The 26,243-nt window shown below is 32.1% G+C and carries 25 protein-coding genes; 13 read left to right on the top strand and 12 right to left on the bottom strand.

The annotated features are described in order from the left end of the window. Positions 1 to 172: 172 nt before the first annotated feature. Positions 173 to 1,255: a glycine cleavage system aminomethyltransferase GcvT gene (gene gcvT / locus OIU80_RS05965; protein WP_264286133.1), complete on the bottom strand. Its 1,083-nt coding sequence runs from the start codon at positions 1,253 to 1,255 to the stop codon at positions 173 to 175. Positions 1,256 to 1,535: 280 nt separating this feature from the next. Here gcvT and OIU80_RS05960 point away from each other — a divergent pair, with 280 nt between their 5' ends. The 3 genes from OIU80_RS05960 (at position 1,536) to OIU80_RS05950 (ending at position 4,068) form a co-directional block, all read left to right on the top strand. Then, positions 1,536 to 2,381 carry an NAD(P)H-hydrate dehydratase gene (locus tag OIU80_RS05960; protein ID WP_264286132.1) on the top strand — a complete coding sequence of 282 codons (846 nt, stop codon included), beginning with the start codon at positions 1,536 to 1,538 and terminating at the stop codon, positions 2,379 to 2,381. A 531-nt stretch (positions 2,382 to 2,912) separates the two neighbouring features. Further along, the gene (locus OIU80_RS05955) at positions 2,913 to 3,695 is read left to right on the top strand and encodes a HipA family kinase (protein WP_264286131.1); all 783 of its coding nucleotides are present in this window, start codon (positions 2,913 to 2,915) and stop codon (positions 3,693 to 3,695) included. Continuing rightward, the gene (locus OIU80_RS05950; protein WP_264286130.1) at positions 3,685 to 4,068 is read left to right on the top strand and encodes a DUF3037 domain-containing protein; all 384 of its coding nucleotides are present in this window, start codon (positions 3,685 to 3,687) and stop codon (positions 4,066 to 4,068) included. Before OIU80_RS05955 ends, OIU80_RS05950 begins: the two co-directional genes overlap by 11 nt. A gap of 266 nt (positions 4,069 to 4,334) precedes the next feature. On the opposite strand, the gene OIU80_RS05945 is transcribed toward OIU80_RS05950, so the two are convergent. Continuing rightward, entirely contained in the window at positions 4,335 to 5,444 is a 1,110-nt protein-coding gene (locus OIU80_RS05945; protein ID WP_264286129.1) for a pectate lyase family protein, read from the bottom strand. Positions 5,445 to 5,624: 180 nt separating this feature from the next. Between OIU80_RS05945 and OIU80_RS05940 the strand changes: the two genes are divergently transcribed. Next, positions 5,625 to 6,194 (top strand): Crp/Fnr family transcriptional regulator, encoded by a 570-nt coding sequence (locus OIU80_RS05940; protein WP_264286128.1) that lies wholly within the window; start codon positions 5,625 to 5,627, stop codon positions 6,192 to 6,194. 183 nt (positions 6,195 to 6,377) lie between these two features. Here the strand turns inward: OIU80_RS05940 and OIU80_RS05935 are convergent, their stop codons facing one another. The 3 genes from OIU80_RS05935 to OIU80_RS05925 all read right to left on the bottom strand — a co-directional run bounded on the left by OIU80_RS05935 (position 6,378) and on the right by OIU80_RS05925 (position 8,755). Next, complete coding sequence (locus OIU80_RS05935; RefSeq protein WP_264286127.1) at positions 6,378 to 6,926, bottom strand: HutD family protein; 549 nt, start codon at positions 6,924 to 6,926, stop codon at positions 6,378 to 6,380. 214 nt (positions 6,927 to 7,140) lie between these two features. Beyond that, positions 7,141 to 7,647 (bottom strand): GNAT family N-acetyltransferase, encoded by a 507-nt coding sequence (locus OIU80_RS05930; protein ID WP_264286126.1) that lies wholly within the window; start codon positions 7,645 to 7,647, stop codon positions 7,141 to 7,143. 52 nt (positions 7,648 to 7,699) lie between these two features. Next, positions 7,700 to 8,755: a serine hydrolase domain-containing protein gene (locus OIU80_RS05925; protein ID WP_264286125.1), complete on the bottom strand. Its 1,056-nt coding sequence runs from the start codon at positions 8,753 to 8,755 to the stop codon at positions 7,700 to 7,702. Between the two features lie 230 nt (positions 8,756 to 8,985). Here OIU80_RS05925 and OIU80_RS05920 point away from each other — a divergent pair, with 230 nt between their 5' ends. The 4 genes from OIU80_RS05920 (at position 8,986) to OIU80_RS05905 (ending at position 11,131) form a co-directional block, all read left to right on the top strand. Next, positions 8,986 to 9,390, top strand: a complete 405-nt coding sequence (locus OIU80_RS05920; RefSeq protein ID WP_264286124.1) for a helix-turn-helix domain-containing protein — start codon at positions 8,986 to 8,988, stop codon at positions 9,388 to 9,390. A gap of 87 nt (positions 9,391 to 9,477) precedes the next feature. After that, positions 9,478 to 9,705 (top strand): helix-turn-helix domain-containing protein, encoded by a 228-nt coding sequence (locus tag OIU80_RS05915; RefSeq protein WP_264286123.1) that lies wholly within the window; start codon positions 9,478 to 9,480, stop codon positions 9,703 to 9,705. A gap of 47 nt (positions 9,706 to 9,752) precedes the next feature. Next, a complete protein-coding gene (locus OIU80_RS05910) occupies positions 9,753 to 10,679 on the top strand; it encodes a DUF6731 family protein (protein WP_264286122.1) in 927 nt (308 codons plus the stop codon). Continuing rightward, a complete protein-coding gene (locus tag OIU80_RS05905; protein WP_264286121.1) occupies positions 10,676 to 11,131 on the top strand; it encodes a hypothetical protein in 456 nt (151 codons plus the stop codon). Before OIU80_RS05910 ends, OIU80_RS05905 begins: the two co-directional genes overlap by 4 nt. Before the next feature lie 135 nt (positions 11,132 to 11,266). On the opposite strand, the gene OIU80_RS05900 is transcribed toward OIU80_RS05905, so the two are convergent. The 4 genes from OIU80_RS05900 to thrA form a co-directional block, all read right to left on the bottom strand. After that, positions 11,267 to 11,878, bottom strand: coding sequence for a hypothetical protein (locus OIU80_RS05900; RefSeq protein ID WP_264286120.1), 612 nt, complete (start codon positions 11,876 to 11,878; stop codon positions 11,267 to 11,269). A gap of 348 nt (positions 11,879 to 12,226) precedes the next feature. After that, the gene (gene thrC, locus OIU80_RS05895; protein ID WP_264286119.1) at positions 12,227 to 13,516 is read right to left on the bottom strand and encodes a threonine synthase; all 1,290 of its coding nucleotides are present in this window, start codon (positions 13,514 to 13,516) and stop codon (positions 12,227 to 12,229) included. A gap of 295 nt (positions 13,517 to 13,811) precedes the next feature. Then, positions 13,812 to 14,747, bottom strand: a complete 936-nt coding sequence (locus OIU80_RS05890; RefSeq protein WP_264286118.1) for a homoserine kinase — start codon at positions 14,745 to 14,747, stop codon at positions 13,812 to 13,814. 171 nt (positions 14,748 to 14,918) lie between these two features. After that, positions 14,919 to 17,366: a bifunctional aspartate kinase/homoserine dehydrogenase I gene (thrA, locus tag OIU80_RS05885; protein WP_264286117.1), complete on the bottom strand. Its 2,448-nt coding sequence runs from the start codon at positions 17,364 to 17,366 to the stop codon at positions 14,919 to 14,921. Between the two features lie 686 nt (positions 17,367 to 18,052). Here thrA and hutH point away from each other — a divergent pair. The 4 genes from hutH (at position 18,053) to OIU80_RS05865 (ending at position 23,185) form a co-directional block, all read left to right on the top strand. Then, positions 18,053 to 19,567, top strand: a complete 1,515-nt coding sequence (gene hutH / locus OIU80_RS05880; protein WP_264286116.1) for a histidine ammonia-lyase — start codon at positions 18,053 to 18,055, stop codon at positions 19,565 to 19,567. A gap of 48 nt (positions 19,568 to 19,615) precedes the next feature. Beyond that, positions 19,616 to 20,260, top strand: a complete 645-nt coding sequence (locus OIU80_RS05875; protein WP_173966668.1) for a DUF47 domain-containing protein — start codon at positions 19,616 to 19,618, stop codon at positions 20,258 to 20,260. A gap of 34 nt (positions 20,261 to 20,294) precedes the next feature. Continuing rightward, positions 20,295 to 21,635 carry an inorganic phosphate transporter gene (locus OIU80_RS05870; protein ID WP_264286115.1) on the top strand — a complete coding sequence of 447 codons (1,341 nt, stop codon included), beginning with the start codon at positions 20,295 to 20,297 and terminating at the stop codon, positions 21,633 to 21,635. 173 nt (positions 21,636 to 21,808) lie between these two features. Then, on the top strand, positions 21,809 to 23,185 hold the full coding sequence (locus OIU80_RS05865; protein ID WP_264286114.1) for an SMI1/KNR4 family protein: 1,377 nt from the start codon (positions 21,809 to 21,811) through the stop codon (positions 23,183 to 23,185). Positions 23,186 to 23,390: 205 nt separating this feature from the next. Here OIU80_RS05865 and OIU80_RS05860 read toward each other — a convergent pair whose 3' ends face one another. Further along, the gene (locus OIU80_RS05860) at positions 23,391 to 24,344 is read right to left on the bottom strand and encodes a hypothetical protein (protein WP_264286113.1); all 954 of its coding nucleotides are present in this window, start codon (positions 24,342 to 24,344) and stop codon (positions 23,391 to 23,393) included. Between the two features lie 5 nt (positions 24,345 to 24,349). Next, positions 24,350 to 24,946 carry a methyltransferase gene (locus OIU80_RS05855; protein ID WP_264286112.1) on the bottom strand — a complete coding sequence of 199 codons (597 nt, stop codon included), beginning with the start codon at positions 24,944 to 24,946 and terminating at the stop codon, positions 24,350 to 24,352. Between the two features lie 51 nt (positions 24,947 to 24,997). Here OIU80_RS05855 and OIU80_RS05850 point away from each other — a divergent pair, with 51 nt between their 5' ends. Further along, positions 24,998 to 25,534, top strand: coding sequence for an alpha-ketoglutarate-dependent dioxygenase AlkB (locus OIU80_RS05850; protein WP_264286111.1), 537 nt, complete (start codon positions 24,998 to 25,000; stop codon positions 25,532 to 25,534). Between the two features lie 50 nt (positions 25,535 to 25,584). Here the strand turns inward: OIU80_RS05850 and OIU80_RS05845 are convergent, their stop codons facing one another. Further along, a complete protein-coding gene (locus OIU80_RS05845; protein WP_264286110.1) occupies positions 25,585 to 26,007 on the bottom strand; it encodes an XRE family transcriptional regulator in 423 nt (140 codons plus the stop codon). Positions 26,008 to 26,243 lie beyond the last annotated feature (236 nt).

Here is a 26,243-nt window from a genome sequence, read left to right as displayed (position 1 = left end):
TTAAACTAAAATTACGCTAATTTTTTTGATAAAACGAGTATAATCTCACTAAAATGTTAATGTCGAAAGAGAATCTAACCACAGATTTAATTGATTTCAAAGATAAAACTCAGTTAATCATTTTAGGCTGTGCTATATAAGCTGTATTTCAGTATTGTATATTAAAAATGAATTATTTTTTGTAGAAAGGTAATTTTACCACTTTCGCAGGAACATCATTTTTTCTAATTCTAATAAAGATATCGCTGTCTACAGTACTGTTTGCAACAGTAACGTATCCTAAACCAATACCAATAGTCATAGACGGAGACATAGTTCCAGAAGTTACAATTCCAATTACATTTCCAGACGCATCTACAATTTCATAGCCTTGTCTTGGTACAGCACGTTCTTGCATTTCAAAACCAACAAGTTTTTTAGTAACTCCAGCTTCTTTTTGTTTCTTTAGATTTTCAGAGTTAGTAAAATCTTTAGTGAATTTTGTAATCCACCCCAGTCCAGCCTCAAGAGGAGACGTAGTATCATTAATATCATTTCCGTATAAACAGAAACCCATTTCTAAACGTAAAGTATCACGAGCTGCCAATCCAATTGGTTTAATACCAAAAGATGCACCAGCTTCAAACACCTTATTCCAGATGTGTTCAACCTCATCATTTTTGCAATAAATTTCAAAACCACCCGAACCAGTATAGCCAGTAGCTGAAATAATAACATTCTCAATTCCAGCAAAAGTACCAACTTCAAAATGGTAATATGGAATAGCAGATAAATCTACAGAAGTTAAACTTTGCATTGCTTCAACGGCTTTAGGCCCCTGAATTGCCAATAAAGAGTAATCATCTGAAAGATTTTTCATTTCAGCACCTACATCATTGTGAGAAGAAATCCAATTCCAATCTTTATCAATATTCGAAGCATTTACAACAAGTAAATACTCTTCCTCTTTCATTTTATAAATAATCAAATCATCTACAATTCCGCCATCATTATTAGGTAAGCAAGAATATTGAGCTTTACCAATAGTTAGCGTTGATGCGTCATTAGAAGTAACTTTCTGAATTAAAGCCAAAGCATTTGGACCAGTTAATAAAAATTCTCCCATATGCGAAACATCAAAAACGCCAACGCCAGTACGAACTGTTTCGTGTTCAGCATTTACACCTTCGTATAAAATAGGCATATTATAACCAGCAAAAGGTAGCATTTTCGCTCCCAAACCCTCATGTATGTGCGTTAGCGCAGTATTTTTCATTGTGTGTGTTTATAAAAGTTAATCGCAAATTTATTCAAAAAATGTTGTAAACAAGTACTCAGAATTATAAAAATCGCAAAAATTAGGAGCTGTTTCCTGCTATTCGCTATATCTTTATGTTTTTAAAGGAAAAACATAAAGGATACCGCTGCAAACGTAGTTCACTGAACACTTATTAAAATAAAAATATTAGTGAAGTAATCAGGGCTAGAGCCAATCAGGAAATATTAATTATTTTAGAATCATGGTTTTTTGTAATTTTAATTAAAATAACTATTCAATGAAAGCCACAATAGCAATAACAAAAGCCAAGATTAAAAAGATCTACAAGCCTATAAATCCACATACTCACAAAGGAATACAAGGACATGCAGCGATCATTGCAGGAAGTTATGGCAAGATAGGAGCGGCAGTTTTAGCATCAAAGGCTTGTATCAAATCAGGTTGCGGACTAGTAACTACCCTTATCCCAAAATGTGGTTACGAAATTCTCCAATCTACAATTCCCGAAGTAATGGTTGTAACCTCAACTGATGAAGACTACATCTCCGAAATCTATTTTGAGATTAAGCCACAAGCCATAGGAATTGGCCCAGGAATAGGGCAGGAGCCCAAGACACAAAAAACATTTTATGAGTTTTTAAAAACAAATAAAACACCAGCAGTTATCGATGCTGATGCACTAAATATCCTATCACAAAATAAATCATGGTTTGCTTTATTACAAGCAAATACTGTGCTTACACCACATCCCAAAGAATTAGAACGGTTGATAGGAAATTGGAATTCAGACAGCGAAAAATTTGAAAAAACCATAGAATTCTCCAAAAAACACCAAGTAATAATAGTCATGAAAGGCGCTCCAACATATATAATAAATGGAGAAGATAGCTATCAAAATACAACAGGAAATGCAGCACTGGCAACCGCAGGAAGTGGTGATGTGTTAACGGGAATAATCACTAGTTTGTTAGCTCAAGGATATTTGCCAATTCAAGCTGCGCAATTAGGAGTTTACATACACGGCTTAACTGCCGATATTGCCCTACCCGAAACAGGATATCAGTCATTCATAGCATCAGATATTATTGAAAATCTTGGGAAAGCATTTTTGTCATTAGATTAGTTAGAGATAAGACTTAGAGAAACAAGAGTATAGAAATAAGAGTATAGAAACAAGAGTATAGAAACAAGAGTATAGAAACAAGAGTATAGAGACAAGAGTATAGAAGAAAGACTTAGAGATTCAAGATTTAAAAAAAAAAGATTTAAGGATGTTTTTTTATTTTAGATTACTCAGTTTGTCTTCCTGAGCGGAGCCGAAGGACCGCAATACATTCCACAAACTGAATCCTAAAACCAAACCAGAGAAAAAAATCTGCTGAATCTGCAAAATCTGCGAGAACCAAAATTAGCGCAACTATTTGTCTTGTCTTAACGGAATATATTGCAGAAGACGCATTGCGGTGCTTCTCTACAAACGTGATGTGATAACTGTTGCGCTTAGATTACGCAAAGAATAACAAACTTTAAATGAAACTCTAAGTCTTGCTCCTATACTCTTGCCTCTAAAAACCCAAGAATTCGAATAATCTAAAAATCCAAGAAGACTAACAAATCTAAAATTAGTAAGTTTGTATTCCAGTAAAAGCTGACTATGAAAAACAAACTCGATTTAAGAACGGTAAATGTGACGCGTTATATAAGTCCGTTGCGCGAAGGCGGTTCATTACCCGCTTTGGCCGAAGCAGATGATGATTTTAAATATGTCCTAAAATTTAAAGGAGCCGGACATGGCGTAAAAGCACTAATTGCCGAATTGGTAGGTGGCGCAATTGCCAATGTATTAAAACTTCAAATTCCCGAATTGGTATTTGCTAATTTAGATGAAGCTTTTGGCAGAACCGAAGGCGATGAAGAAATTCAGGATTTACTACAAGGAAGTCAAGGACTTAATTTGGCATTACATTTTTTATCAGGAGCAATTACTTTTGATCCGGTTGTAACAGTGGTTGATCCTAAACTTGCGTCGCAAATTGTTTGGTTAGATGCTTTTATTACCAATGTAGATCGTACATTCAGAAACACTAATATGCTTATATGGCATAAAGAACTGTGGTTAATCGATCATGGAGCTTGTTTGTATTTTCATCATTCATGGAACAACTGGGAACAACATGCCAAAAGTCCTTTTGCATTAATAAAAGATCACGTATTGTTGCCACAAGCATCACTTTTAAAAGAAGTCGATTCAGAATATAAAGCAGTTTTAACTCCCGAATTATTACAAGAAATTGTAGCGCTTATTCCAGACGAATGGCTCAATTGGGAAGATACTGATGAAACGCCTGAAGGATTGCGAAATGTATATTTACAATTTTTGCAAACACGACTAAACCATTCTGAAATTTTTGTAAAACAAGCCGAAAATGCAAGATAGTCACTTATATGAATATGCCGTAATTCGTGTTGTACCAAGAGTAGAGCGTGAAGAATTCCTAAATATAGGTGTCATATTATTTAGCAAAAGAGCCAAATTTATAAAAGTATTGTACCATATAAACGATGCCAGAGTTCAAGCCCTTTCAGCTGATTTTGATGTCGAACAATTGCATTGTAATTTAACCTCATTAGAAAAAATAGTCAATGGAGCCAAAGATGGCGGACCAATTGGACAAATGGAAATTCCTGAGCGATTTCGTTGGTTAACAGCCATACGTAGTTCGGCAATTCAAACCTCAAGACCACATACAGGATTATCTCAGGATTTGGATAAAACCATTAAGAGATTGTTTGAGGAATTGGTTCTTTAAGAAAAGGAGCAAAGAGGCAGAGGTACAAAGGTTGGTAAAATGTAAGTTGAAAACGGTAAATGAAGTACCGGATTTAAACATAAAAAATTACAATATTGTCTTTCTGAACAATATCTTAGCGAACTTCGCGTAACCCATTGCGACCTTTGCGGTTAACTATTCTTCCTTACTTTCCTATCTAAAAAAAAGAAACCATATAAGTCATATAAAATACTCCAAGCCTTAAAACTTAAATGTACTTACATGACTTATATGGTTAAATTAAATTAAAACGATCCGCAAGTATTGCCAGTAAATGTAGCACCAGCACTAGCAGTAATATCAGCTTTAACTGCCGACGCGGCAAGCGTTACAATAGAATATGGCGGAGTAAAAGCAGTATTGCTTCCTGCCGTATTTCCAGTTGTACTTGTAAAAATATTCCCAACAGCAGTTACAGCCGTATAACCAGTCATTAAATCAATAGGAGTTTTTACCCCTTCGAATACATTGTTTTCTACACGGATATTGGCTTCAAAACCAGCAGCAATACATTTGTTACTAACAGTACTATTGAAATAGCTATTTATAATATGTACTTGACCAAAACGTACTCTAGGCATTCTTTCTTTACAGCCAGGAGCCCACCAGCAACGAGCAAAAGTAATTTTTAAATTTCCGCGATCAGCCGTAGCACTATCGCTAGAACCAATTAGGTTAGAAAATCTATGATCATCAGTTCCACCAGAACCACCAGCCTTAGGAGGTTTTAAGTAGGCAAATTTAGTATAAGAAACAGTAACGTAATTCGATTTGTTTTTGATATCAAGATTACCATCTACACCATCTCTAAACTCGCAATGATCAACCCAAACGTTTTGGCAGTCGTCTATAATAGCATTGTCCCAACCATCGGTATCATAAGCACCAGGACCTTCAAAAATTAAATTTCGGATAATAATATTGGTACATCTTTTAATATTGATGATACCAGAGTTTGCTTTAGTTTGATCCGTAGAAACTAATTTTGCACCACTAGCACCATAAATTGTTTTACCAGATTGATCCTGAAAAGATAATCTTGTTGTAATTGTGATAGTACCAGTAACCTTTACCACTTTTACAGCACTATTTTCGATAGCAGCTTTTAATTGAGCGTAGGTAGTAACAACCGTTTCAGCAGCATTTCCGCCACCAGTAGTTCCTCCGTTTTGAGATGCCCATCCCGGAACCTCAGCACAATTGCCAACTTTGGCTGTAAGATTTTGACTTGTTGATAAAACAGTACTTGCGTTGCTATCACCATTTTGTGTAGCAGTAATTTCTTCGCTGTTGCAACTTGCAAAGCCGAAAATCAGAGTTAGTAATAACACCGATAATGTTGATTTAATCTTCATAATAGATATTTTGGGGTTAATTAATATGCCAAAAGTCTTTATAAAATATTTTAAAAAAATTGAACTAGTTCTATCTTTTTTATTAATTTAGTAATCGATTACATTTATTTTTTGTTATCTATAAATATATTGTGAATTAAATAGTTATACTGTTTTTGCTAAAAATATAAAATAATCTATATGTGTAAAATGTTAAGGGATAATATCGAGCGAAAAATTGCCCTTACAGATACGGAATGGGATGCAATTATTAAAAAAACAGAATTCGTTAAATTGAGGAAAAACGAGTTTTTGCAAATTCAGAATTCTAATAATGCTTATGAAGGATTCATTCTAAAAGGGGCATTTAAAATCTATATCCTAAACGAAAGCGGAAGCGAAACAGTTCTCTTCTTTGCTTTCGAAAATGACTGGATGTGTGATATTGAAAGTTTCTATCACCAAAAACCAACCAAATACAATATTAAAGCAATAGAAGACAGTGAGATATTAGTAATCAATAAGACAAATAAAGCATTACTATTTAAAGAAGTTCCAAAGCTAATCCAGTTTCATATAGCAATGATAGAAAGAGCTAATGTTCTTATACAAGAAAGGCTTTTAGATGTTTTAAATAAGACATCGAAACAAAGGTATCTTGAATTTATAAAAATACATCCCGACAAAACACAGAAAATAAATAACAAAAATTTATCCTCATACCTTGGAGTTTCACACGAATTTTTATCGAAAATCAAAAGAAAGGTTTAGAAGAGGTTCAAAGGGTTCTTTTAAGGTTCTGAGAGGCTAAGGTTCAAAGGTACAAAGGTGTTGGAGATCCAAACATTTTTCTTCGCGACTTTGCAATATTAAAAAACTTTGCGAATCTTTGCGTAAATCTTCGCGAACTTTGCGGTTAAATTCTATACGTCAGATTAAAGGATTAACTGTGGATTAAAAATCCAATATCCCAAAGAGGCATTCATTAGAAAAATGAAGCAGTATATCTTCCCTTTTTTCATTTTCTATGACTAACAAATCATAAGGATTTAGATCGTATGGCTCCTCATTAATTTTAATAACGGTTGCACGTAAAGAAAATAAAATAACTACTGGAGCATTAGAATTCTGATTACTGCTCGTTATTTTTAGTTTGTGATGGGATGCTTTTTTAGAAACCATCCAATTAAAATCGATACCTTTTGTATAAGAAGTCACCTCATCATCCGAATTAAATTCCATGATTTCATACTTCTCATACAATTTTTTTTCTTTGTTAACCTCAACATGCAGGCTGTTATCCAGCATAACCAAGTATCGGTGATAGCCTTTAAATCTTGTAAAAATTGAGGGTTCTTGCTCTATTGTAGCACTGCTTATTCTGAATATAAAATCTCTATCAGCATAATTTGCTGTTTTCGGATATATCATATATTCATAAGTCAATCCACCACTCCAAATAGAGACTGCACTATCTTTTTTAGGCAAAAGGCTTATGTTCATTTTTTATTATTTTTAATAAGAAATCAAATGTGCTTTTTTAAGGTTCAAAGAGGCAAAGGTTTAAAGGAACTAAGATTTGAAAGGTGTAAAGTTGCTGATAATCAAAGTTAGCGACTTAGCAAGATAACACTAATATCTTAGCGAACTTCGCGTATCCCTTTGCGACCTTTGCGGTTAATTTTTTTGGGTGCCTTACAAACTTTGTGGTAAACAATTAAATCTTTTTCTCCAATACAATAAATTCTAAAGGCTCTTCTGAAACAGTAACATGAACATCACTTTCAGGGAAAGGTTCTCTTACGCCAGTATCTACATAACCATTACGTTTGTACCATGCAACGAGTTCTTCTCTAACAGATATTACAGTCATTACAATTTTAGGCAATCCCAATTCTTTAGCGTGAATTTCGGCTTGATGTAATAGTTTTTTACCAATACCGCTATTTTGCAACACAGGCGAAACAGTAAGCATTCCTAAATAGAGTTTATCCTCTTTTTCTACCAACAAAACACAACCAATAATCTGGTTATTCTCGGTGAATTTTAAGATAGTATTTTTGGAGTTTTGAATAGTTTCGGTTAATTCTTCCTCAGTGGTTCTTTTACCTTCTAATAAGTTAGCTTCGGTAGTCCATCCTTTTTTTGAAGATTCACCACGGTAAGCTGAATTAATTAATGTATTTAATGCTGGGATATCCTGTAATGTTGCTTTTGTAATCATGCGTAAAATTTTTCTTTTTTATTATATGTAAAATTAGATATTTTAAAGTTCATTATTTCTTCAATAACCCACTTTTCAACACAATCTCTCTAATTTTAGCTTCAAAATAATAAGTAATATCAAAATTTTCAAATGTTTGGTTTTCCAGAACAATGATGCTAGTTTTAGTTTCAGGATAATATAAGTTAACCGATGTAAATCCTTGATCGGGTACAATTCCGGTATGGCCAAATTCTTTAATTTTAGTTTTATCGTTTACACGAATACCATATCCATATCCAATTGCTGTATCGCCAAAAACAGGATGTTGGTTGGTAATAGAATAAGTGGTCATTCGGCTATAGGTAGCTTCGTTTAAAAGTTTACCATTATGTAGTAAGCTATTCCAAAGTGCCAAATCTTTAACAGTACTTACAAGTCCTGCTGCGGGAATTCTTTCTTTGGGAACAACAATGCCTTGAATTTCTTTGGTTGTATTGTTTTTAAAATATTCACGACCGTTTACAATCTTTTTTTGATTAGTTGCATTTGGAAAAAAGCTATCTTTCATTTTATTCACTTTGAACAATTCGTTCACAACCGCTTCATACGTTTTATTAGTCACTCTTTCTATAATTTGACCTAGCAAGATATAATTCAAATCGGTATATTTAAATTGAGTTCCAACAGGAAAAGCTGTTGGTTTTTCTAAATCCACAATACCAGAGGTATGATTTAGCAAATTCTCTACAGTTACGGTGCTTGCCCAAGGCTGTTTTAAGTTTGGAAGATATTTTTTTATAGGAGTATTTAAAACGATTTTACCCTTTTCGACTTCCTGAAGAATTAAAACAGCAGTTATTTGCTTGCTATTGGATAGAATAACAAAATGATCACTTAATTTAAGAGGAGTTTTTTTTGCATAATCAGAATAGCCGTATGCTTTTGAATACTTAGTTTTCCCATTCTGAGTTATTAGCACATTACCATTAAAAGGACGAACTGAAGTTGTTTGAATCAAACTATCAATCCTGGTGCTGTAATTGTTTTTAGCTTGTGCCAAAATTGTTTGATTTGATACAAAAAAGAGAAGCAAGCTAATTGGGAGAAAACGTAGTTTATTTTTCATTTTTTAAGAAAATTACTTTTGTGTTTTATGCTAAGGGATAAAAAACAAAAGTAATAGAATCTTTGTTAATCTGTTTTCGGTAAATAATAAATATTTAGCCTAATCTTTTGTATTTTTGGCTAAAGCCGAATTTGTCAATTTATATCAATTATGAAAAGAGTATCTTATAAAAAAGGTTTGTTTTTTACCTAAATTTATTTTCGTTTAAGAATTTTAAATATCTTTGAATTATGAGTACAGCAATAAAACCAAAACATATCGGCAGAAATATAAGCCGTATCAGAGAGCTTAAAGATATGAAACAGGAAGCACTGGCACACGCTTTAGGAATGAGCCAGCAGACAATCTCGGCTATTGAAAAAAGCGAAATTGTAGAAGAACAAAAACTAATTGAGATAGCAAAAGCTCTTGGAGTTTCTGTTGAAGCAATTAAAAACTTTTCGGAAGAAGCAGTTTTTAATTATTTTAATACTTTTAATGATACTGTTTCAAATAGTAGTTTTGGACAAGGAGCAAATAATAATTACGACTGTACTTTTAATCCTTTAGATAAAGTTGTTGAACTTTACGAACGTTTGGTGCAAGCTGAAAAAGATAAAGTTGAATATTTAGAGAAATTATTGAACGGGAAATAACGTTTTTGAAGATATACATTTAATAAAAAAAAGAGACCTAATTATGAATTGCCCCCAAAAAGTTAGACACTATTTGGGGGCATTTTTATGGAAAGAAAAGTCAAATACAATTATGAATTTAAACTTCGTTGTGTAGAGGAAGTTTTAAAAAGACATAACTCGGTTAAAGGCACAGCCAAAGCAAACAGCATTGCTGAGAGTAACCTTACATGCTGGATTAGTCGTTATAATGAATTTGGAATAGAAGGTCTTTTACCAAGACAAAAAAATAAAATTGATACTGCAGACTTTGCAGGAAGAATACTTAAATTTTAATATATTTTCCGTAAATTTCTCAACTCAAAATATATAATCATTATAGTATGGCAGTTAAGAAGAAGAAAATTGAATTTTTTAAAGTTAACATTTTGACTATGGAAGATTTGCCAAGTGAAATTTTATTTGCGGAAATTTTAACGACTGAAGGTTTACAAAATGTATCCTTGCCTGTTAAAGGAAAAGACGTTGAACTTAAAATATTAAGAAATACAGAAAATCACATTGTCGGTTTGTTAGAAACAAATCGTGACGTAAACGTTCCTCCTAAGAAGCATAAAGCTAACAGAACATTTTCTGCTATTGGGTTAGAAGTTGAAGAAGGATTAGCGTATGCTAACGTTTTTCTTTATGACAAACGACGCAATATTTTAATGTATGAAGCTAATAAATCAGGTTGTTATTTGGATCATTTTGTCGATTTTATCTATTTAGCACTACAAAAAAAAGAATCAGATTTGTTTAAAACTTTTCGTGTGAAGTTTGAGGTTATTCTGACTCATGATGAATATAATAGGATTATGAATTTTGGGTTTCATAAATCCATTGAGGTTGAAATAGCAAGGCCAGATCGCATTGTTGCAGATTTTGAACATCAAAATAATGCATTATTTAATGCTATTGAAAGTGGTCGTCAACTAAACTCATCAAAAGTTTTTGCTAAATTTGAGGTTGAAGGACGTCCAAATAGGGGTGAAGGATTAGCAACTTTGAGTATTAGGGATATTTTGGATAATGCTGGAAGACTAATGCTAGGACGTAATAATGAAAATGTAAAAAAAGTTGTTGTTTCAGGTTATGAAGCCGGCTCGAAAAAATTAAAAAAAATTGATTTAGTAGCTGACCGTTATTTTAAATTTATTACGTTAGATGAACCAAGAGAACATACAGATTTACTGGAAAACCAGCGTGCTCAAGAAATTATGCTACTTCATACTAATTGTGAAGCGGATTTTGATAGAATGTTTTTATGAATAGAAGTATTGCATATTGGATAGAAAAATTACTTGGTTATATTTGTGGTTTAATTTTTATGATTTTATCTTACAAATACAACGATATTTTTTCGTTTGCATTAGATGCAACTTTTTTAGATAAAGTTATTTCAATCTCATCTACATTATTTGGTTTTTTATTAGCTATTCTAACACTTATATTACAAGGAAATAGCCCAACTGTAACAGCAATGAAACGCCATGGAAGCTATAATAGATTGATAAATTTCAATAAAGCTACTGTAATTTCAGCACTAATTACTTGTGCATTATCTCTTTTAATATCGTTCTGTACTTCAATAATTAATCTTGTGTTTCCTGAAATGTTAAACTTTTTAGCATCTGTAAATTTGGGGATATTTGTTAGTGTAGTTGTAAATACTTTACTTTTTACATTGATTTTTTATAAGATAGTCATTGCAGATCAATAATTTTTTTTAACAAAATTAAAATTTATTATACCTGCTCGTGCCAATTTTCGCATTCATGTTTGCTAATCTCGACACAATTGGTTTTTAATTTCGTTGTATTCACGAGCGGTAAGACAGAAGGGATAATGGCAGTTCTTATTTTATATTCAAAAAATCAATATTTTCTGTTTTGTAAATGTTAGTACTTTTATCCTTAATGTTGTATAGAAAAAGATGAGATTGAGTTTGGCCTATATAAATATTTTGATTAGAAGTAGATATTTTTTTACCGCTATATTCAAATACAATTTTTCTATTAGATATTCCGTCTTTAATTTTATCGGCATCTAATTTTCTATAAGTGCTAATTTGATTTCCGAGATAAATTACAGAAAATATAGTAATTAATAATATATTATCATTTATAAGTTTTTGATTTTTAAAAAGGGTGCTGGAAAAGTAAATTACAGATAAAAATAGAAATGCATAAACTAAATTTATATCTTGTAGTTCGTAAGTTTTGAAGCCAAAACACCTAGTTAAAATTACACTAATAATAATTTGAATAAAAAGTACTAAAAATAGTGGTACGGGAAAGGTTGATAAAATACGCCATATCCTTTTCTGTTGAGGTTTAACTTCTTCCCCTTCTTCAATGTTATTATTTTCGACGATTTCTTGATTGCTCTTTATTTTTTCATCTTTTTTTATAAAATCTGGATGATTAATAAGTCGACTATAAGCAAACACATAAAGTGTTGATGCCAAGAGAACAATTGTTGGTAAGAAAGAAAGTAAAATCTCGGTATTACTTATGTAGTGATAAATATCTATATTAAATTCTTTGTAGTAATAATGTAAATTGCAGAAGCCAAAATATATTAAGCAAACTGTTATAATAGGTACATATTCGACAATTTTTTTCATTAATTATTATGTGTTTCGAATTTGTTACTAACTCATTTATTTTGCTTTCTTACCTTTTCAAAGGTATGTATTTTTTCTTGCCAATTTTTACGGATTTCCGTATTTCAATTTAAAATGATTTATAATGTAAAGCAATAATTAAAGCGAGTAAAGTTTTTTACTCGCTTTAATTATCTTTGTATATGTTTTTTACCCTAAGAAATCCTTCAACTCCTCATAACTAGAAATCTTCACACTAACTTTCTCCTCATTAATAACACTTTTAATTTGCGTCGGAATTGGAAGAGTAATTCCCAATGCAGGTTCAACCACATCAAGAAACTTAATGGGATGAGCCGTTTCTAAGAAAATACCAATTGCATTGTTATGTTTTTGTAATTCTTTTTTCAAACCAAGGTATCCAACTGCGCCGTGTGGTTCAGCAATATAACCGTTAGCTTTATAAATCTGTTTCATTGCTTCGAGTGTTTCTTCATCAGTATAACTATAAGAAGAGAAGTCTTTTTTGAAAGCTTTTAAATCATTTTGGTACATTTCCTGAATACGAATAAAATTACTCGGATTCCCAACATCCATTGCGTTAGAGATAGTCGCTTTAGATGGTTTTGGATCGTATTTTCCGTTTTCTAAGAATCTTGGTACAGTATCGTTTACATTAGTAGAAGCTACAAAATGTTCAATAGGTAAACCTAATTTCTTTGCCATGATTCCAGCACAGATATTTCCAAAATTTCCACTAGGACAAGAAAATACCAACGGTTTGTTTTGACTTTTCAAAGTTTTGTAAGCAAAAAAGAAATAGAACATTTGCGGTAACCAGCGTGCAATATTAATAGAATTTGCAGAGGTAAGGTTCTTATGCGCTAAAGACTCATCTAAAAAGGCTTTTTTTACCATATCCTGGCAATCATCAAAAACACCATCGACTTCCAGTGCTTTGATATTTTGTCCTAAAGTTGTCAGTTGTTTTTCCTGAATGTCACTTACTTTTCCTGATGGGTATAAAATTACAACATCTACTCCGTCAACACCAAGAAAACCGCTTGCAACAGCACCACCAGTATCACCCGATGTTGCTACAAGAACCGTATTTTTACTTTCTGCTTTGTCTTTATTAAAATAAGCCAGACAGCGTGACATAAATCGCGCGCCAACATCTTTAAAAGCCATTGTAGGACCATGGAATAATTCTAATGAATAAATTCCTTTTTCGACTTCAACAACAGGGAAATCAAAACATAACGTTTCTGCAATGATTTCTTTTAAAACGGTTTCTGGAATTTCATCCCCAACAAATTGTTTGATGGCTTCAAAAGCAATTTCTTCGTTGCTCAGATTTTCGATTGTATCAAAAAAGGAAGCGTTTAATGGCGTGATTATTTCTGGAAAATACAATCCTTTATCACTTGCTAATCCTTGTATTACAGCTTCCTGAAAAGAAACTTTTGGGGCATTATGGTTTAAACTATAGTATTTCATGGTTGTTTTCGTTATTTAACCGCAAAGGGCGCAAGGAATTGGTTTCTTTTGAAAACGCAGAGATCGCAAAGCTTTGTGGTACTGTTTTTTAATTCCAATAATTATTATTCGACTTTTTTGTCATTTCGACGAAGGAGAAATCTTCGCGAAGTATTTCCATACTATGAGGAGTTTCTTGTAGAGATTTCTCCTTCGTCGAAATGACAAACTATAATGTGTTATACTTTGTGTCATACTTTGCGGGACTTCGACTTCGCTCAGTCTGACAAAAGAGGTTTACAATTTTTAATTCTTTTTAAAGAATCCGAACTCCTTCAGGATTAATTTGTGAGATATGAATTTCGTATGGTAAACTCATATTATCATAGACTTCACTCATGGCTTTGGCTATTTTTTCGGCAGTTTCTTTTCCTCTGCTTAAAGCAAAAATAGAAGGACCAGAACCTGAAATTCCAGAACCAAGTGCGCCATTTTCAAGAGCTGTTTGCTTGATTAAATCAAAACCAGGTATTAATACACTTCGTAAAGGTTCTACAATTTCGTCATGAAGAGATCTTCCAATTAAATCGTAATCTTTAGTATATAATCCTGCGATTAATCCGCCTACATTTCCCCATTGCATAATAGCGCTTTTTAGGGAAACATTTTGTTTTAATACCGAACGCGCATCAGATGTTTTTAATTCAATTTGAGGATGTACAACTGTAGCATATAATTCTTCTGGGCTGTCAATTTTTATAATATCCAGCGGGTTGTAGCTTCTTACCAAAGTAAAACCACCTAAAAGGGCAGGAGCAACGTTATCAGCATGAGCATTTCCGCTAGCAAGCTTTTCGCCCTGCATTGCAAATTGAACCAAATCTTTTCTCGAATAGGGTTTTCCTAATAATTCATTGATTCCAAAAACGGCTCCAGCAGAACTTGCAGCACTACTACCAATTCCGCTTCCGGCTTTGATATTTTTAAAAATTTCGATTTCAAATCCTATAGTTATCGGATTAAAATCTCTTTCGTATGCTTCAAGCATTGCCAAAGCTGCAACTCCGGCCACATTTTTTTCAGTTTCTAAAGGTAAATCGGCACCAACAATTTTTGTGATACGAACCCCTTTTTCATCCGATTTGCGAACAATCATTTCATCGCCCGCAGTTTCTAAACAAAGTCCAAGAACATCAAATCCACACGAGAGATTGGCAATTGTTGCTGGACAAAATAGTTTTATTTCTTTCATTTTTTTAAGGTTCAGAGAGGCAAAGGCTCAGAGGTTCAAAGGTTTTGCCAATCATTATTTTTTTATTTTTAGTTTCAAAGGTTCTGAGTTTCAAAGGTTCAGAGCGACAAAGGCTCAAAGTGACAAAGAGAAAACCTTTGAACCTTTGCAACCATGTACCTTTGTACCTTCTTACACGTTTCCTATTCGAATCACATCTGCAAAAATCCCTGAAGCAGTAACTGCTGCACCAGCACCAGCACCTTTTATAAGCAATGGCTGATCGACGTAGCGATCGGTGTAAAACAATACGATATTATCTTTTCCTTCCAGATTATAGAACGGATGATCTTTTGGTATGAATTGTAATCCTACGCTAGCTTTTCCGTTTTCGAATTGTGCTACATATTTTAATCTAGAATCTTTACTTAGCGCTTCATCATAGATTGCTTTAAAATGCGGAGCATGCTTAGTTAGGGATGCAAAAAAGTCTTCATTGTTAGTTGTAGCAAGCGATTCTGCTGGCATGAAAGATTCATTAGCAATAGCGTCAATATCCATTTCGTAACCGCTTTCGCGAATTAGAATTAGAATTTTTCGAGCTACATCAATTCCGCTTAAGTCAATTTTAGGATCAGGCTCAGTAAATCCTTGCACTCCAGCTTCTTTTACAACATCGTGAAAAGAGTTATTCTCATCAAAATTATTAAAGATAAAGTTTAAGCTTCCAGATAAAACAGCTTGAATTTTGTGCACTTTATCACCAGAAGCAATTAAATTCTTAACAGTATCTATGATCGGCAATCCAGCACCAACATTGGTTTCGAATAAAAATGGAGCATTGAATTGACGTGATAGATTCTTTAGCTTTTTATAATTGTCATATTCAGATGAACAAGCAATTTTATTACAAGTAACCACTGCAATACTTTGTTTTAGGAATTCTTCGTAAGTTTCAGAAACACTTGCGTTTGCAGTAATATCAACAAAAATACTGTTACGTAAATTCAAATCTTTGGCACGTGCTATAAAAGTATCTTTATTAGCAGTTTCTCCATTTTCAAGGGCTGCTTGCCATTCTTTAAGAGAAATTCCATCTTCATCAAATACCATTTTTCTGGAATTGGATAAAGCAATAACACGAACATTTATTTTTAGGTTTTCTTTTAAAAACTTTCTTTGATTATGGATTTGTTCAATGAATTTTTCTCCTACGTTTCCAACTCCCATTACAAATAAGTTGAGTTGTTTTGTGTTTTCTTCAAAGAAGTTTTCGTGTAAAGTATTCAGTGCTTTTTTTACATCACGCTCATTAATTACAACCGAGATATTTCTTTCGGATGCACCTTGAGCGATAGCGCGAATGTTCACGTTATTTTTACCTAGAGTACTAAACATTCTTCCGCTTAAACCTTGATGGTTTTTCATGTTTTCTCCAACCAAAGCAATAATGCAAAGGTTTTTTTCAACGACACAAGGATCAACTTTATTTTGAGTAATTTCTACTTCAAAAGCACCATTAATTGCTTGCTCTGCATTTTCGGCATCGGAATTTAAAATACCAATACAAATAGAATGCTCTGATGAAGCTTGTGTTATGAAAATAACATTGATGCTCTCATTAGATAAAACTTCAAAAAGACGTTTAGATGAACCCGAAACACCAATCATCCCAGGACCTTCAAGAGTGATTAATGAAATGTTATCGATATGACTGATTCCTTTTACAATAGTATCTTTTGATGAAACTTGATTCGAAATATAAGTTCCTGCCGATTCAGGTTCAAAAGTATTTTTGATTACAATAGGAATGTTTTTTCTTAAAACAGGCTGAATTGTTGGCGGATACAACACTTTAGCACCAAAATGAGATAACTCCATCGCTTCCTGATAAGAAATAGTTGCAATTGGTTGTGCTTGTTTTACAATTTTAGGATTGGCAGTGTACATTCCGTTTACATCAGTCCATATTTCTAAAACTTTTGCATCAAGAGCGCCAGCCAGAATTGCAGCCGAATAATCAGAACCACCACGACCTAATGTAGTAATGATTCCGTCAAGAGAGGAAGCAATAAAACCAGGCATGATAACTACTTGAGAATCATTTGCAGCAAAATATTCGCGTATTAATTGGTTTGTAACTTCAAAATTTACAGCAGCTTTTCCAAAATGATTATTGGTTTTAATAAGTTCGCGGCTGTCTTTATAACCACTATTTTTATTAGTTTGCTTTAAAGCTTCGGCAATAATATATGACGAAAGCAATTCACCAAAACTAAGAATGGTATCAGCAGTTCTATTAGATAATTCACCTAATAAGAAGCAACCATCAAGTAATGTTTCAAGATGATTTATAATTCTTTTTACGTGGCTTAATAAACTACTTTGTTCGCTAACAGGAATTAAGGCTTTTAATGTGTCTAAATGTTTTTTCTCTATTTCGGCAACTATATCTTTATAACTTTCGTCATTAGAGGCAGCTTTTGCGGCAGCAGACTGAAGTAAATCAGTTACTTTACTTAAAGCCGAAACTACAACTACTAATTGATCTTGTTCTGATTTTTGGTTTACAATTTCTAAAACTCGTTTTATATTTTCTGCATTGGCGACCGAAGTTCCACCAAATTTTAATATTTTCATTGTGTGTATTTTATTTTATAAATGCAAGTGTTTATACGTATTCAATGCTTTTCTTCTTTCAAGAAAAAAAGTATGGATAGCCTGGATTATATGTAAAAATGTATACCCCTAAGGGGTAGTAGTAATCGTAGAAGTTGTTGTAGCAGTAATTGCAACCCAGTTTTGAGTTGTTATCGAAGAGTGATATTTTATACTGTTATCTTTCATTTTTGATTTTCCAAATGTACAGGTTTTTATAAAGAGCAAAAAATTTAATCGGATTTTTACGAATATTTTAATAATCGGTATGACAATATTCTAATTCTGATTATTTAGTAAAATTTAAAGCTTCAAAATGGGTTATTCATATATTTATCTCATATTAAGAGCGTTATTTTTCTAAAACAAGGATCGTTTTTTATAATTGGGAGATAAATTGTGTCTGGGTGCTATCAATAATGATTTTTTGAATAAACTTCAGATGAAACATTTTTGATGTTCTGGAGGTTATCTTTTAGATATTAAAAAAAACACACTTATTTGTTACCTGCAATAGGTTGGGTATGGCGTGATAGACGTTGCTTTTATAAAACATGATAATTTGTAGTCAAATAGGAGCATATTGAGATCTTATTTTTAATTATTAGCAAAAAAGGTTGCTTTTTAATATTGATTTGTTGAATTTTGTCCTTCTAATACTACACAAAATGAGCAATATCCATTATATCAGTACGGAGTTACTGAATTTAGAACAATTACAAGAAATTATTGTAGAGCAAAAAACATTAGAACTGTCTGAAGAGGCTAAAGTTAATGTTCAGAAATGCAGAGATTACTTAGATAAAAAAATGGCATCACATTCGGAACCAATTTATGGTATCAATACTGGATTTGGGTCGCTTTGTAATGTAAAAATATCGAATGAAAATTTATCTAAACTTCAAGAGAACCTTGTAAAATCGCATGCTTGTGGAACAGGTGATGAGGTACCACAAGAAATTGTAAAATTAATGTTATTGCTTAAAATACAATCATTAAGCTACGGACACTCGGCTATACAATTACAAACTTTAGATCGTTTGGTTTCTTTTTATAACAATGATGTTTTACCAGTTGTATATACACAAGGATCACTTGGAGCATCTGGAGATTTAGCACCATTAGCGCATTTATCATTGCCTTTACTAGGAGAAGGTGAAGTATATTTTGAAGGAAAGAAAGTGCATTCAAGCGAAGTTCTAAAACATTTTAGCTGGGAGCCAATTATCTTAAAATCAAAAGAAGGGCTTGCATTATTAAACGGGACACAGTTTATGAGCGCTTATGGAGCTCATATTTTAATGAAAGCTTATAAATTCTCTTATTTGGCCGATTTAATAGGAACTATTTCTCTGGAAGGTTTTGATGGAAGAATCGAACCTTTTCACGAACTAATTCATTTTATTCGCCCTCATAAAGGACAAATTGTTACAGCACAGCGTATCAAAGAACTTTTAGAAGGAAGTGAAATCATAGAACAGGTAAAAACGCATGTTCAGGATCCATATTCATTCCGTTGTATGCCACAAGTTCATGGAGCTTCAAAAGATGCAATAGATTATGTAAGTAAGGTTTTTAAAACAGAGATAAATTCTGTTACAGACAACCCTAATATATTTATAGAAAGTGATCAGATTATTTCTGGAGGTAATTTCCACGGACAGCCTTTGGCATTAGCCTTAGATTTTATGGCAATTGCTTTAGCAGAATTAGGAAGCATTTCAGAAAGAAGAACCTATCAGTTAATTTCGGGATTGCGTAACCTTCCAGCATTTTTGGTAGATAATCCAGGATTAAATTCAGGATTAATGATTCCTCAATATACAGCAGCAAGTATTGCAAGTCAAAACAAGCAATTGGCAACGCCGGCGAGTGTAGATAGTATTGTTTCAAGCAACGGGCAGGAAGATCATGTGAGCATGGGAGCAAATGGAGCTACAAAAGCATTGCGTATTATGGATAATTTAGAGCGTATTTTGGCAATCGAATTGCTAAATGCCTCACAAGCAATCGAGTATAGAAAACCGTTGAAATCAAGTGATTTTATAGAAATGTTTTTAAGTAGCTACCGTGAAGTAGTACCGTTGGTTACTGAGGATAGAATCCTACATTATGACATCGAAAAGACAATTTCATTTTTGAATAGTTTTCAAATTGAAAATGATTTGTTAACAATGGCTTAACATAACGAAAGAATAATGAAGTAATTTTGCAGTATTAAAAATATAAAAATGTCAATAAACAGTATTTTCCAATTTTTAGTGCCGAAAGACAAGAAATTCTTTCCACTTTTTGAAGAAGCATCAAGCAATCTAATTGAATTAGCTTCTAACTTGCACGAAGCAGTAAATCTTCCTTTGAAAGAAAGAGAAGTACTTTTTCAGAAGATAGATGAATTGGAACAAAAAGGCGAGGATATTACCCGTCAGACAAATCTTGAGTTAAGCAGAAACTTCATTACTCCATTCGATAGAGAGGATATTCATACCTTGATTACATCTATTGATAACGTAGCTGATTATTTGCATGGCGCTGCAAGCAGAATGAGATTGTATCAAGTTGATAAGATTACAAAATCGATCAGAAAAATGACCGAAATCAATCTTGAAGCATGTCAGAATATTGATAGTGCAGTAAAAGAACTTAGAAATTTGCAAAATTTTAAAGTTATTAAAGACGCATGTGCTAGAATTAATAAACTAGAGAACAAGTCGGATAATGTTTATAACAAAGCAGTTTTTGAAATTTTTGAAAACGAAACAGACGCTAAAAATATTATTAAATATAAAGAAGTGTTATCTGTTTTAGAATCTGCTACAGATAAATGTAAGAGTGTTGCAAACATACTAGAATCTATTTCTGTAAAACATTCTTAAATTCAATTCAATTTCATTCTGAAGTTATAATTTTATGACGCTACTTATAATTATTATAGTATTAGCTTTAATTTTTGATTACATCAACGGTTTTCATGATGCAGCAAACGCTATAGCTACAGTTGTTGCTACAAAGGTATTAACGCCTTTTCAGGCCGTTCTTTGGGCAGCATTTTTTAATTTTTTGGCTTATTGGGTTTTCGGTTTTGGTGTAGCAGATACTGTTGCTAAAACGGCAAATACCATGCAAATTGATTTAGTTGTAATCTTAGCAGGAGTTATTGCTGCTATTTGTTGGAACTTATTAACATGGTGGTTTGGAATCCCTTCAAGTTCATCACATACATTAATTGGAGGTTTTGCTGGTGCTGCTATTGCTCATGCAATTGCTGTACATGGTTTCTCAGGTTATGTAGGAGAAGATGGTACAACACAATATTGGTACGATATTGTCAGTTGGTATAAGGCAGGAAAAGATGGAGGAATGCCCTCGGGAGTCCTTATCATTGTTGCTTTCATTGTTTTGGCACCATTATTAGGAGCACTAGCTTCGTATTTGATTTCTATTTGGTTATTAAACTCTTCTAAGAAAAGTATTTTGCCAAAATTGTTTACAATTGCTTTAATGATCTTTACAGGTGTTTTCATATATTATCAAATGATTCCTTATGAAACAATTATTGCAAATGGTGGGCAACCACGTTTTAAATCTTCTGTTTTTTGGAGCGTTGTATTAGAATCACATAATATAAAATGGTTTTTAGTAGGGTTTATTATCTACTCAATCTCAGCATTTGCTTTGATATTTAGTAGCTTAAATCTTCATCAGGCAGATAGTGCATTGAAAAAAATGCAATTACTATCATCAGCGGCTTTTAGTTTAGGTCACGGTGGTAACGATTCTCAAAAAGTAATGGGTATTATTGCAGCAGCAGTTGCAGTTTATATTCATGCAAATCCAGGTATTCACATGGATCCTTGGTTAGATGTCGTTCTTCCGTCAGATGATGGAGCGTTCAAAATGCCAGCTTGGATTCCTTTAGCTTGTTATTCTGCAATTGCTGCAGGAACATTAAGCGGAGGTTGGAAAATTGTGAAAACAATGGGATCTAAAATCACTAAAGTAACTTCATTTGAAGGTGTAGCTGCAGAAACTGCAGGAGCATTAACATTGTACTTTACAGAGCATTTTAAAGTACCAGTAAGTACAACACATACAATTACAGGTTCTATCATCGGAGTTGGATTAACAAAACGTGTATCTGCAGTTCGTTGGGGAGTAACCGTTAGTTTACTTTGGGCTTGGGTATTAACAATTCCGGTTTCGGCTCTTTTGGCTGCGATCGTGTATTATATCCTTAGTGTTTTTATATAATAGCAAAAAGGTATTTGTAAAATGTGAGATTTAAAATCGCATTTGAAAGTTATAAAAAAAGCTAGTTTCTTTATTGAAACTGGCTTTTTTGTTTGTTGGAATGAATTTGCTTTGAAACTAAAATAAAGTATATTTATTTAATTCTAAAAAAGAACGAAAGAATAAAGATTAAAATGGAAGAATCGAATAATAAGTTCGCATCAGAACAAATAGAAAGAATTAAAAACAAGCTAGTTAAAGCTAAAGCCACAGATAAAGATTTAAAAGTATTTGGCGCATCGGATCATGAGTATGTTCTGGGAGAAGTGGTAAGTAGCGAAGCTATTTTAAAATTTGAAAGCGAATACAATGTAGTACTCCCTAATTGTTATAAAGCATTTTTAATGAATATAGGAAATGGGGGAGTATCATTTTCATCTTCGGCAGCTGGACCTTTTTATGGAATATTTCCGTTGGGTGAAAATGTAAATGAATTAATCTATGAAAATGCAAAGGAATACTTAAAAGGAGATTGTGTATTGTATCCCAAAATGACTGAGGAACATTGGGAAAACCTTACTGAAAAGATTGAAGAAGACACAATCACTGATGAGGATTATGAAAAGGAATTAGGGAAAATATATGGAGGGATATTACCAATTGGTACACAAGGCTGCTCAAGCTACCATGCACTTGTTTTAAACGGAGAATTTAAAGGAAGAGTGGTAAATATTAATAGCGAAAGATATAATCCTCAATTTACTTTTGAGTTGAATTTTTTAGATTGGTATGAAAGGTGGCTTGACGAAGTAATTTCGGGTGTTTTAATGCAGGAAAATGCAGGTTGGTTTGGCTATCGAATAGGAGGAGCTACGCAGGATATTTTAAAAACGTACTTCTCGACCAATGATAATGAGGTTAAAAGCGATTGTTTGACAGGAATCTTAATAAAACAAAAGATAGATGTTGCGACATTAGATATAATTGAAGAAGAATATAAAAGCAGTAATGACGAGATTCAAAAAGAGTTACTTCAGATACTTACAAAATTTGATTACGAACGGGCGTATCCTTATTTAGTAGATTTTGCAGATGAGAGTTTATTGCATGTTTTTCAATTTGTATTTTGGTACGCAAAAAAGAATAGCGCAGATTGGTTGGGTGTTATTGAGTCGAATATAGACAGGATAAATGATGACGAAACTTTTAGTTTTTGTGTGTATCTACTAAAAGAAATGAATATCGATTATGGATATCTTGTAGTTCCTTGTACTCAAAATAAGAATCAGAGCATACGAGTTACCGCATATTATATGCTTGGGCAACTAAGTAATAAAAACAGCTATCTAGATGCTTTTATTGTAGGCTTGAATGATAGTGCAAATAGAGTTGTTCATACAGCGCTGCAGGCCTTGGATGGAGTAGAGGATAAAAGACTGTTGAAACATTACAAAAGCATTGCAGAACGATTTCCTGTAGAACAAGATTATATTCTGGTGAATTTAAATCACAGACTTAAACCGTTTGGATTATCAAACACAACGATTAAAGATTTGGTTCTAGATGCTTAAAGTGATTTTATAAAAAAAGAGAGGATAATTTCATCGAAATTATTCTCTCTCTTTTGTTTTGTATTTTCCTGTAAGGTCTTTTTTGATCTTTATAAAATTACTGGCATACTGTTCTAGTTCTTTTTTAGACAGTATTTCAGATAAGTTTTTATTCTGCTTCTAGGTATGAATTTACTATATGGATTTTTGTACTAAAGTATGTTTGTTAAAGATGTTTTTCAAAAGCAGACTTTTCGATTTTACTTTGTTCAAGTCTTGAAAAAAACAATCTATGACGTTCTAAAGTATTGAAATATCCATTGTACCTACTCAGATGACTAATATAAGATTCTTGCAGGTCATTTTCATCTAGAATTATAAAATACCCTTCTTTATTAGATCCTAACTTTGAATATCTTTTTAAAGGTTTTACAATCCAATTTAAAATATTACTATTAGAAAGCTCTTCTTTAGGGACACCTAATTCTCTAAAATAATCAAATATATCTGTTAATTTTATAGGGTTTGAACTATTACGTTTTTTAGAGTCTAACTCGTTTAATATTAGTTCTTTATAGTAAAAAGTATCTCTTACTTCAGAATAGTTGAAATTTTCATTATTACATTTTGTTAGTATGCTGATATTTTTATTTGCTATTAATTGACTTTCATTCTTTTTTATTTTTTTAAATTCGCTGTATTCTTCATTGAATTCACAAAAATCAAATAATAACTGATCCTCTATTAAAATATTCGCAGATGACTGAAAAGGGTTAATATTATTATTGTTATTTAATTTTTGTATATTTTGATAAACATAATTCTCACTATAATTTTCAATCGTAGTATCTATTAATGTTAATAGGTTTTTATCTTCGTAAGAGAAATTCTTACCTAGTAATGATTTAATATTATTAAAAAGATTAATTTCTAATTCATTGATAAAATCTGTGTGGCTTGATACATATTCTGTATACTCACTTGAATTCTCTTTAATTAAATCACATGAGTAATGGTAATTTAGAATTCTAAATTCTTTTGAAAAAAGGTCTTTAATGTTTTCATCATATGTTGATGCCAAATAAAAGACATTAGAAATGTGGTCATTAATTTTATCTTTAAATAACCTTGTTTTATAATTATCTTTCAGCTTGATATTATTTATATTCTGTGTTTCCATAGCTATTAAGCTTGTTTAGTAAATTTAAACAACACATTAGGATTGATTTTTCTTTGCGTACATGTGAAGAAATCAAAATCCCTAACAAATGCGTAATGCGTATTAATTCCTTCGTTATCATAACTATGCCAATCATATGCATAACTAGATTTAAATTCATTGTCTAAATTTTTGTTAAATTGCTTTTTAACTACTTTAGAATTAAAATAGCCATTATTTTCCTGTGTAATTACATATAAAGCTCCACTTTCAGAAAGCAAATTCCCAATTCGGTCAAAAAAATTTTTGCCCTCAGTAGGTCGTCGTATCCCATATCCATATGGATTGCATATGATTATTGTTTCAAATTTTTTTGTCCCAAAATTATAACTTAAAAAATCACACTCAAAATCAATATAATGACAATTTGTATCTTTATCATAAGAACTTTCTAATGAAAAATGGTTTTTTTCTGGAAAACTAAGATCAGTTGTATAGCATTTAGGATAATTTTTTTTTCCAAAAAAACCACTTCCTGCTCCAAACTCGATATTTAAAATATCATCCGTTTGATTAAAATCATGAGTTGAAAAGTTTTGTCCTGATGAATCAGTAATAGCCATTTTTAATTAAATTAATATCGTAAATTTAGCAGTAAAATTTGAATTATCAAAATGAACAATAGATTTATACTTAAATATCATTTTTTAAATTTCTCAATTAGAAATAAGTTAGTGTACTTTTTAGAAAATAATGTAGAATGGAATACTACATTTTATTCAAGAAAAACTATAACGTATGGCTTACCATATGTTTATGAAAATGCGGATTTAATTTTCAGAGAATTCCCTTCAATTATTAATGAAATAGCTGTTGCAATTCAAAATGAATTAGGTTTTACACCAAATAATTGTTTAATAAATTTTTATAATGATAATGATTCAAAAATGGGATATCATTCAGATGATATTAAACAGCTTAGCGATGAATCTTATATAGTTATTATTTCTATTTTAAATGATCGTATTTTGCGATTTAGAAATAAATCCAATAAAGATTTTACATTTGATATTGAACTTAAAGATTCTAGTCTCTTTGCTATGAATATTGATGTACAAAAATATTTTGTGCATTCATTATTAAAAGGGAATGATAGTGAAAACAAACCTAGAGTTAGTTTAACTTTTAGAAAGATTAAAAAAACTTATTAAATATTTCTTAGATATGCATATTCTCCTCAAGCTACTCAAAAAAACTAGCTTTATTTACCTTCAAAAAGTTTCTCTAACCTCAACATCATTTCGTCTTTTTCTTTAAGCATACGCTCATAAAGGAGGATTTTCTCTTCATGAAGTTCGATGATTTTTTCGATTGGATTGATTGTACATTTGTAGTTTTCTGCATATGCAACTGCATCACCATGAAAATTACTAGCTATAATATTTATGGCTTGTTCTTCATCAAAGTTTTCAATAGCTTCTACAGGTATTTTAAGTATTTGAGATACTTGTTGTAATATACTGGTTTCTATAGCTTCCTTTTGTTCTAGTAGAGATATTTTCTTTTGGTTCCAGTCTTCGCCAAGTTCAAATGCAAGTACTTCTTGCTTTATTCCTAACATTTCACGGAAACGTTTTATATTTCTGCCTTGGTGTATTTTTTGATTGCTATTTGTGTGCGTCATGGTTTCAAAATTAATATAATCTAATGAGTTAAAGGTAGCAAAATACTTGTAAAAAATAGAATCGACTCTGCAAAATACAATTTTTGTATGTTTTGTACACAGGCAAAATCGCAAAATAAGCAAGTGTAAATTTGGCGGCTTGATGACTTTACGAGAGATTTATTCGGGATAGCATTGCAGCTGTTTTTTCTTAACTGAATGATATTGAGCTATCGGAATAGATTTTTAAACTTTCG

Source organism: Flavobacterium frigoritolerans (genome assembly GCF_025847275.1).
Taxonomy (GTDB): Bacteria; Bacteroidota; Bacteroidia; order Flavobacteriales; family Flavobacteriaceae; genus Flavobacterium; species Flavobacterium frigoritolerans.
The sequence above is the reverse complement of the archived record's forward strand: the minus strand, read 5'-3'. Positions and strand labels throughout refer to the sequence as shown.

What these genes read in the sequence shown, in the direction of transcription:
- gcvT (WP_264286133.1), bottom strand. Translation starts at nt 1,255, where the DNA reads ATGAAAAATACTGCGCTAACGCACATACATGAGGGTTTGGGAGCGAAA.
- OIU80_RS05960 (WP_264286132.1), top strand. Translation starts at nt 1,536, where the DNA reads ATGAAAGCCACAATAGCAATAACAAAAGCCAAGATTAAAAAGATCTAC.
- OIU80_RS05955 (WP_264286131.1), top strand. Translation starts at nt 2,913, where the DNA reads ATGAAAAACAAACTCGATTTAAGAACGGTAAATGTGACGCGTTATATA.
- OIU80_RS05950 (WP_264286130.1), top strand. Translation starts at nt 3,685, where the DNA reads ATGCAAGATAGTCACTTATATGAATATGCCGTAATTCGTGTTGTACCA.
- OIU80_RS05945 (WP_264286129.1), bottom strand. Translation starts at nt 5,444, where the DNA reads ATGAAGATTAAATCAACATTATCGGTGTTATTACTAACTCTGATTTTC.
- OIU80_RS05940 (WP_264286128.1), top strand. Translation starts at nt 5,625, where the DNA reads ATGTGTAAAATGTTAAGGGATAATATCGAGCGAAAAATTGCCCTTACA.
- OIU80_RS05935 (WP_264286127.1), bottom strand. Translation starts at nt 6,926, where the DNA reads ATGAACATAAGCCTTTTGCCTAAAAAAGATAGTGCAGTCTCTATTTGG.
- OIU80_RS05930 (WP_264286126.1), bottom strand. Translation starts at nt 7,647, where the DNA reads ATGATTACAAAAGCAACATTACAGGATATCCCAGCATTAAATACATTA.
- OIU80_RS05925 (WP_264286125.1), bottom strand. Translation starts at nt 8,755, where the DNA reads ATGAAAAATAAACTACGTTTTCTCCCAATTAGCTTGCTTCTCTTTTTT.
- OIU80_RS05920 (WP_264286124.1), top strand. Translation starts at nt 8,986, where the DNA reads ATGAGTACAGCAATAAAACCAAAACATATCGGCAGAAATATAAGCCGT.
- OIU80_RS05915 (WP_264286123.1), top strand. Translation starts at nt 9,478, where the DNA reads ATGGAAAGAAAAGTCAAATACAATTATGAATTTAAACTTCGTTGTGTA.
- OIU80_RS05910 (WP_264286122.1), top strand. Translation starts at nt 9,753, where the DNA reads ATGGCAGTTAAGAAGAAGAAAATTGAATTTTTTAAAGTTAACATTTTG.
- OIU80_RS05905 (WP_264286121.1), top strand. Translation starts at nt 10,676, where the DNA reads ATGAATAGAAGTATTGCATATTGGATAGAAAAATTACTTGGTTATATT.
- thrC (WP_264286119.1), bottom strand. Translation starts at nt 13,516, where the DNA reads ATGAAATACTATAGTTTAAACCATAATGCCCCAAAAGTTTCTTTTCAG.
- OIU80_RS05890 (WP_264286118.1), bottom strand. Translation starts at nt 14,747, where the DNA reads ATGAAAGAAATAAAACTATTTTGTCCAGCAACAATTGCCAATCTCTCG.
- thrA (WP_264286117.1), bottom strand. Translation starts at nt 17,366, where the DNA reads ATGAAAATATTAAAATTTGGTGGAACTTCGGTCGCCAATGCAGAAAAT.
- hutH (WP_264286116.1), top strand. Translation starts at nt 18,053, where the DNA reads ATGAGCAATATCCATTATATCAGTACGGAGTTACTGAATTTAGAACAA.
- OIU80_RS05875 (WP_173966668.1), top strand. Translation starts at nt 19,616, where the DNA reads ATGTCAATAAACAGTATTTTCCAATTTTTAGTGCCGAAAGACAAGAAA.
- OIU80_RS05870 (WP_264286115.1), top strand. Translation starts at nt 20,295, where the DNA reads ATGACGCTACTTATAATTATTATAGTATTAGCTTTAATTTTTGATTAC.
- OIU80_RS05865 (WP_264286114.1), top strand. Translation starts at nt 21,809, where the DNA reads ATGGAAGAATCGAATAATAAGTTCGCATCAGAACAAATAGAAAGAATT.
- OIU80_RS05860 (WP_264286113.1), bottom strand. Translation starts at nt 24,344, where the DNA reads ATGGAAACACAGAATATAAATAATATCAAGCTGAAAGATAATTATAAA.
- OIU80_RS05855 (WP_264286112.1), bottom strand. Translation starts at nt 24,946, where the DNA reads ATGGCTATTACTGATTCATCAGGACAAAACTTTTCAACTCATGATTTT.
- OIU80_RS05850 (WP_264286111.1), top strand. Translation starts at nt 24,998, where the DNA reads ATGAACAATAGATTTATACTTAAATATCATTTTTTAAATTTCTCAATT.
- OIU80_RS05845 (WP_264286110.1), bottom strand. Translation starts at nt 26,007, where the DNA reads ATGACGCACACAAATAGCAATCAAAAAATACACCAAGGCAGAAATATA.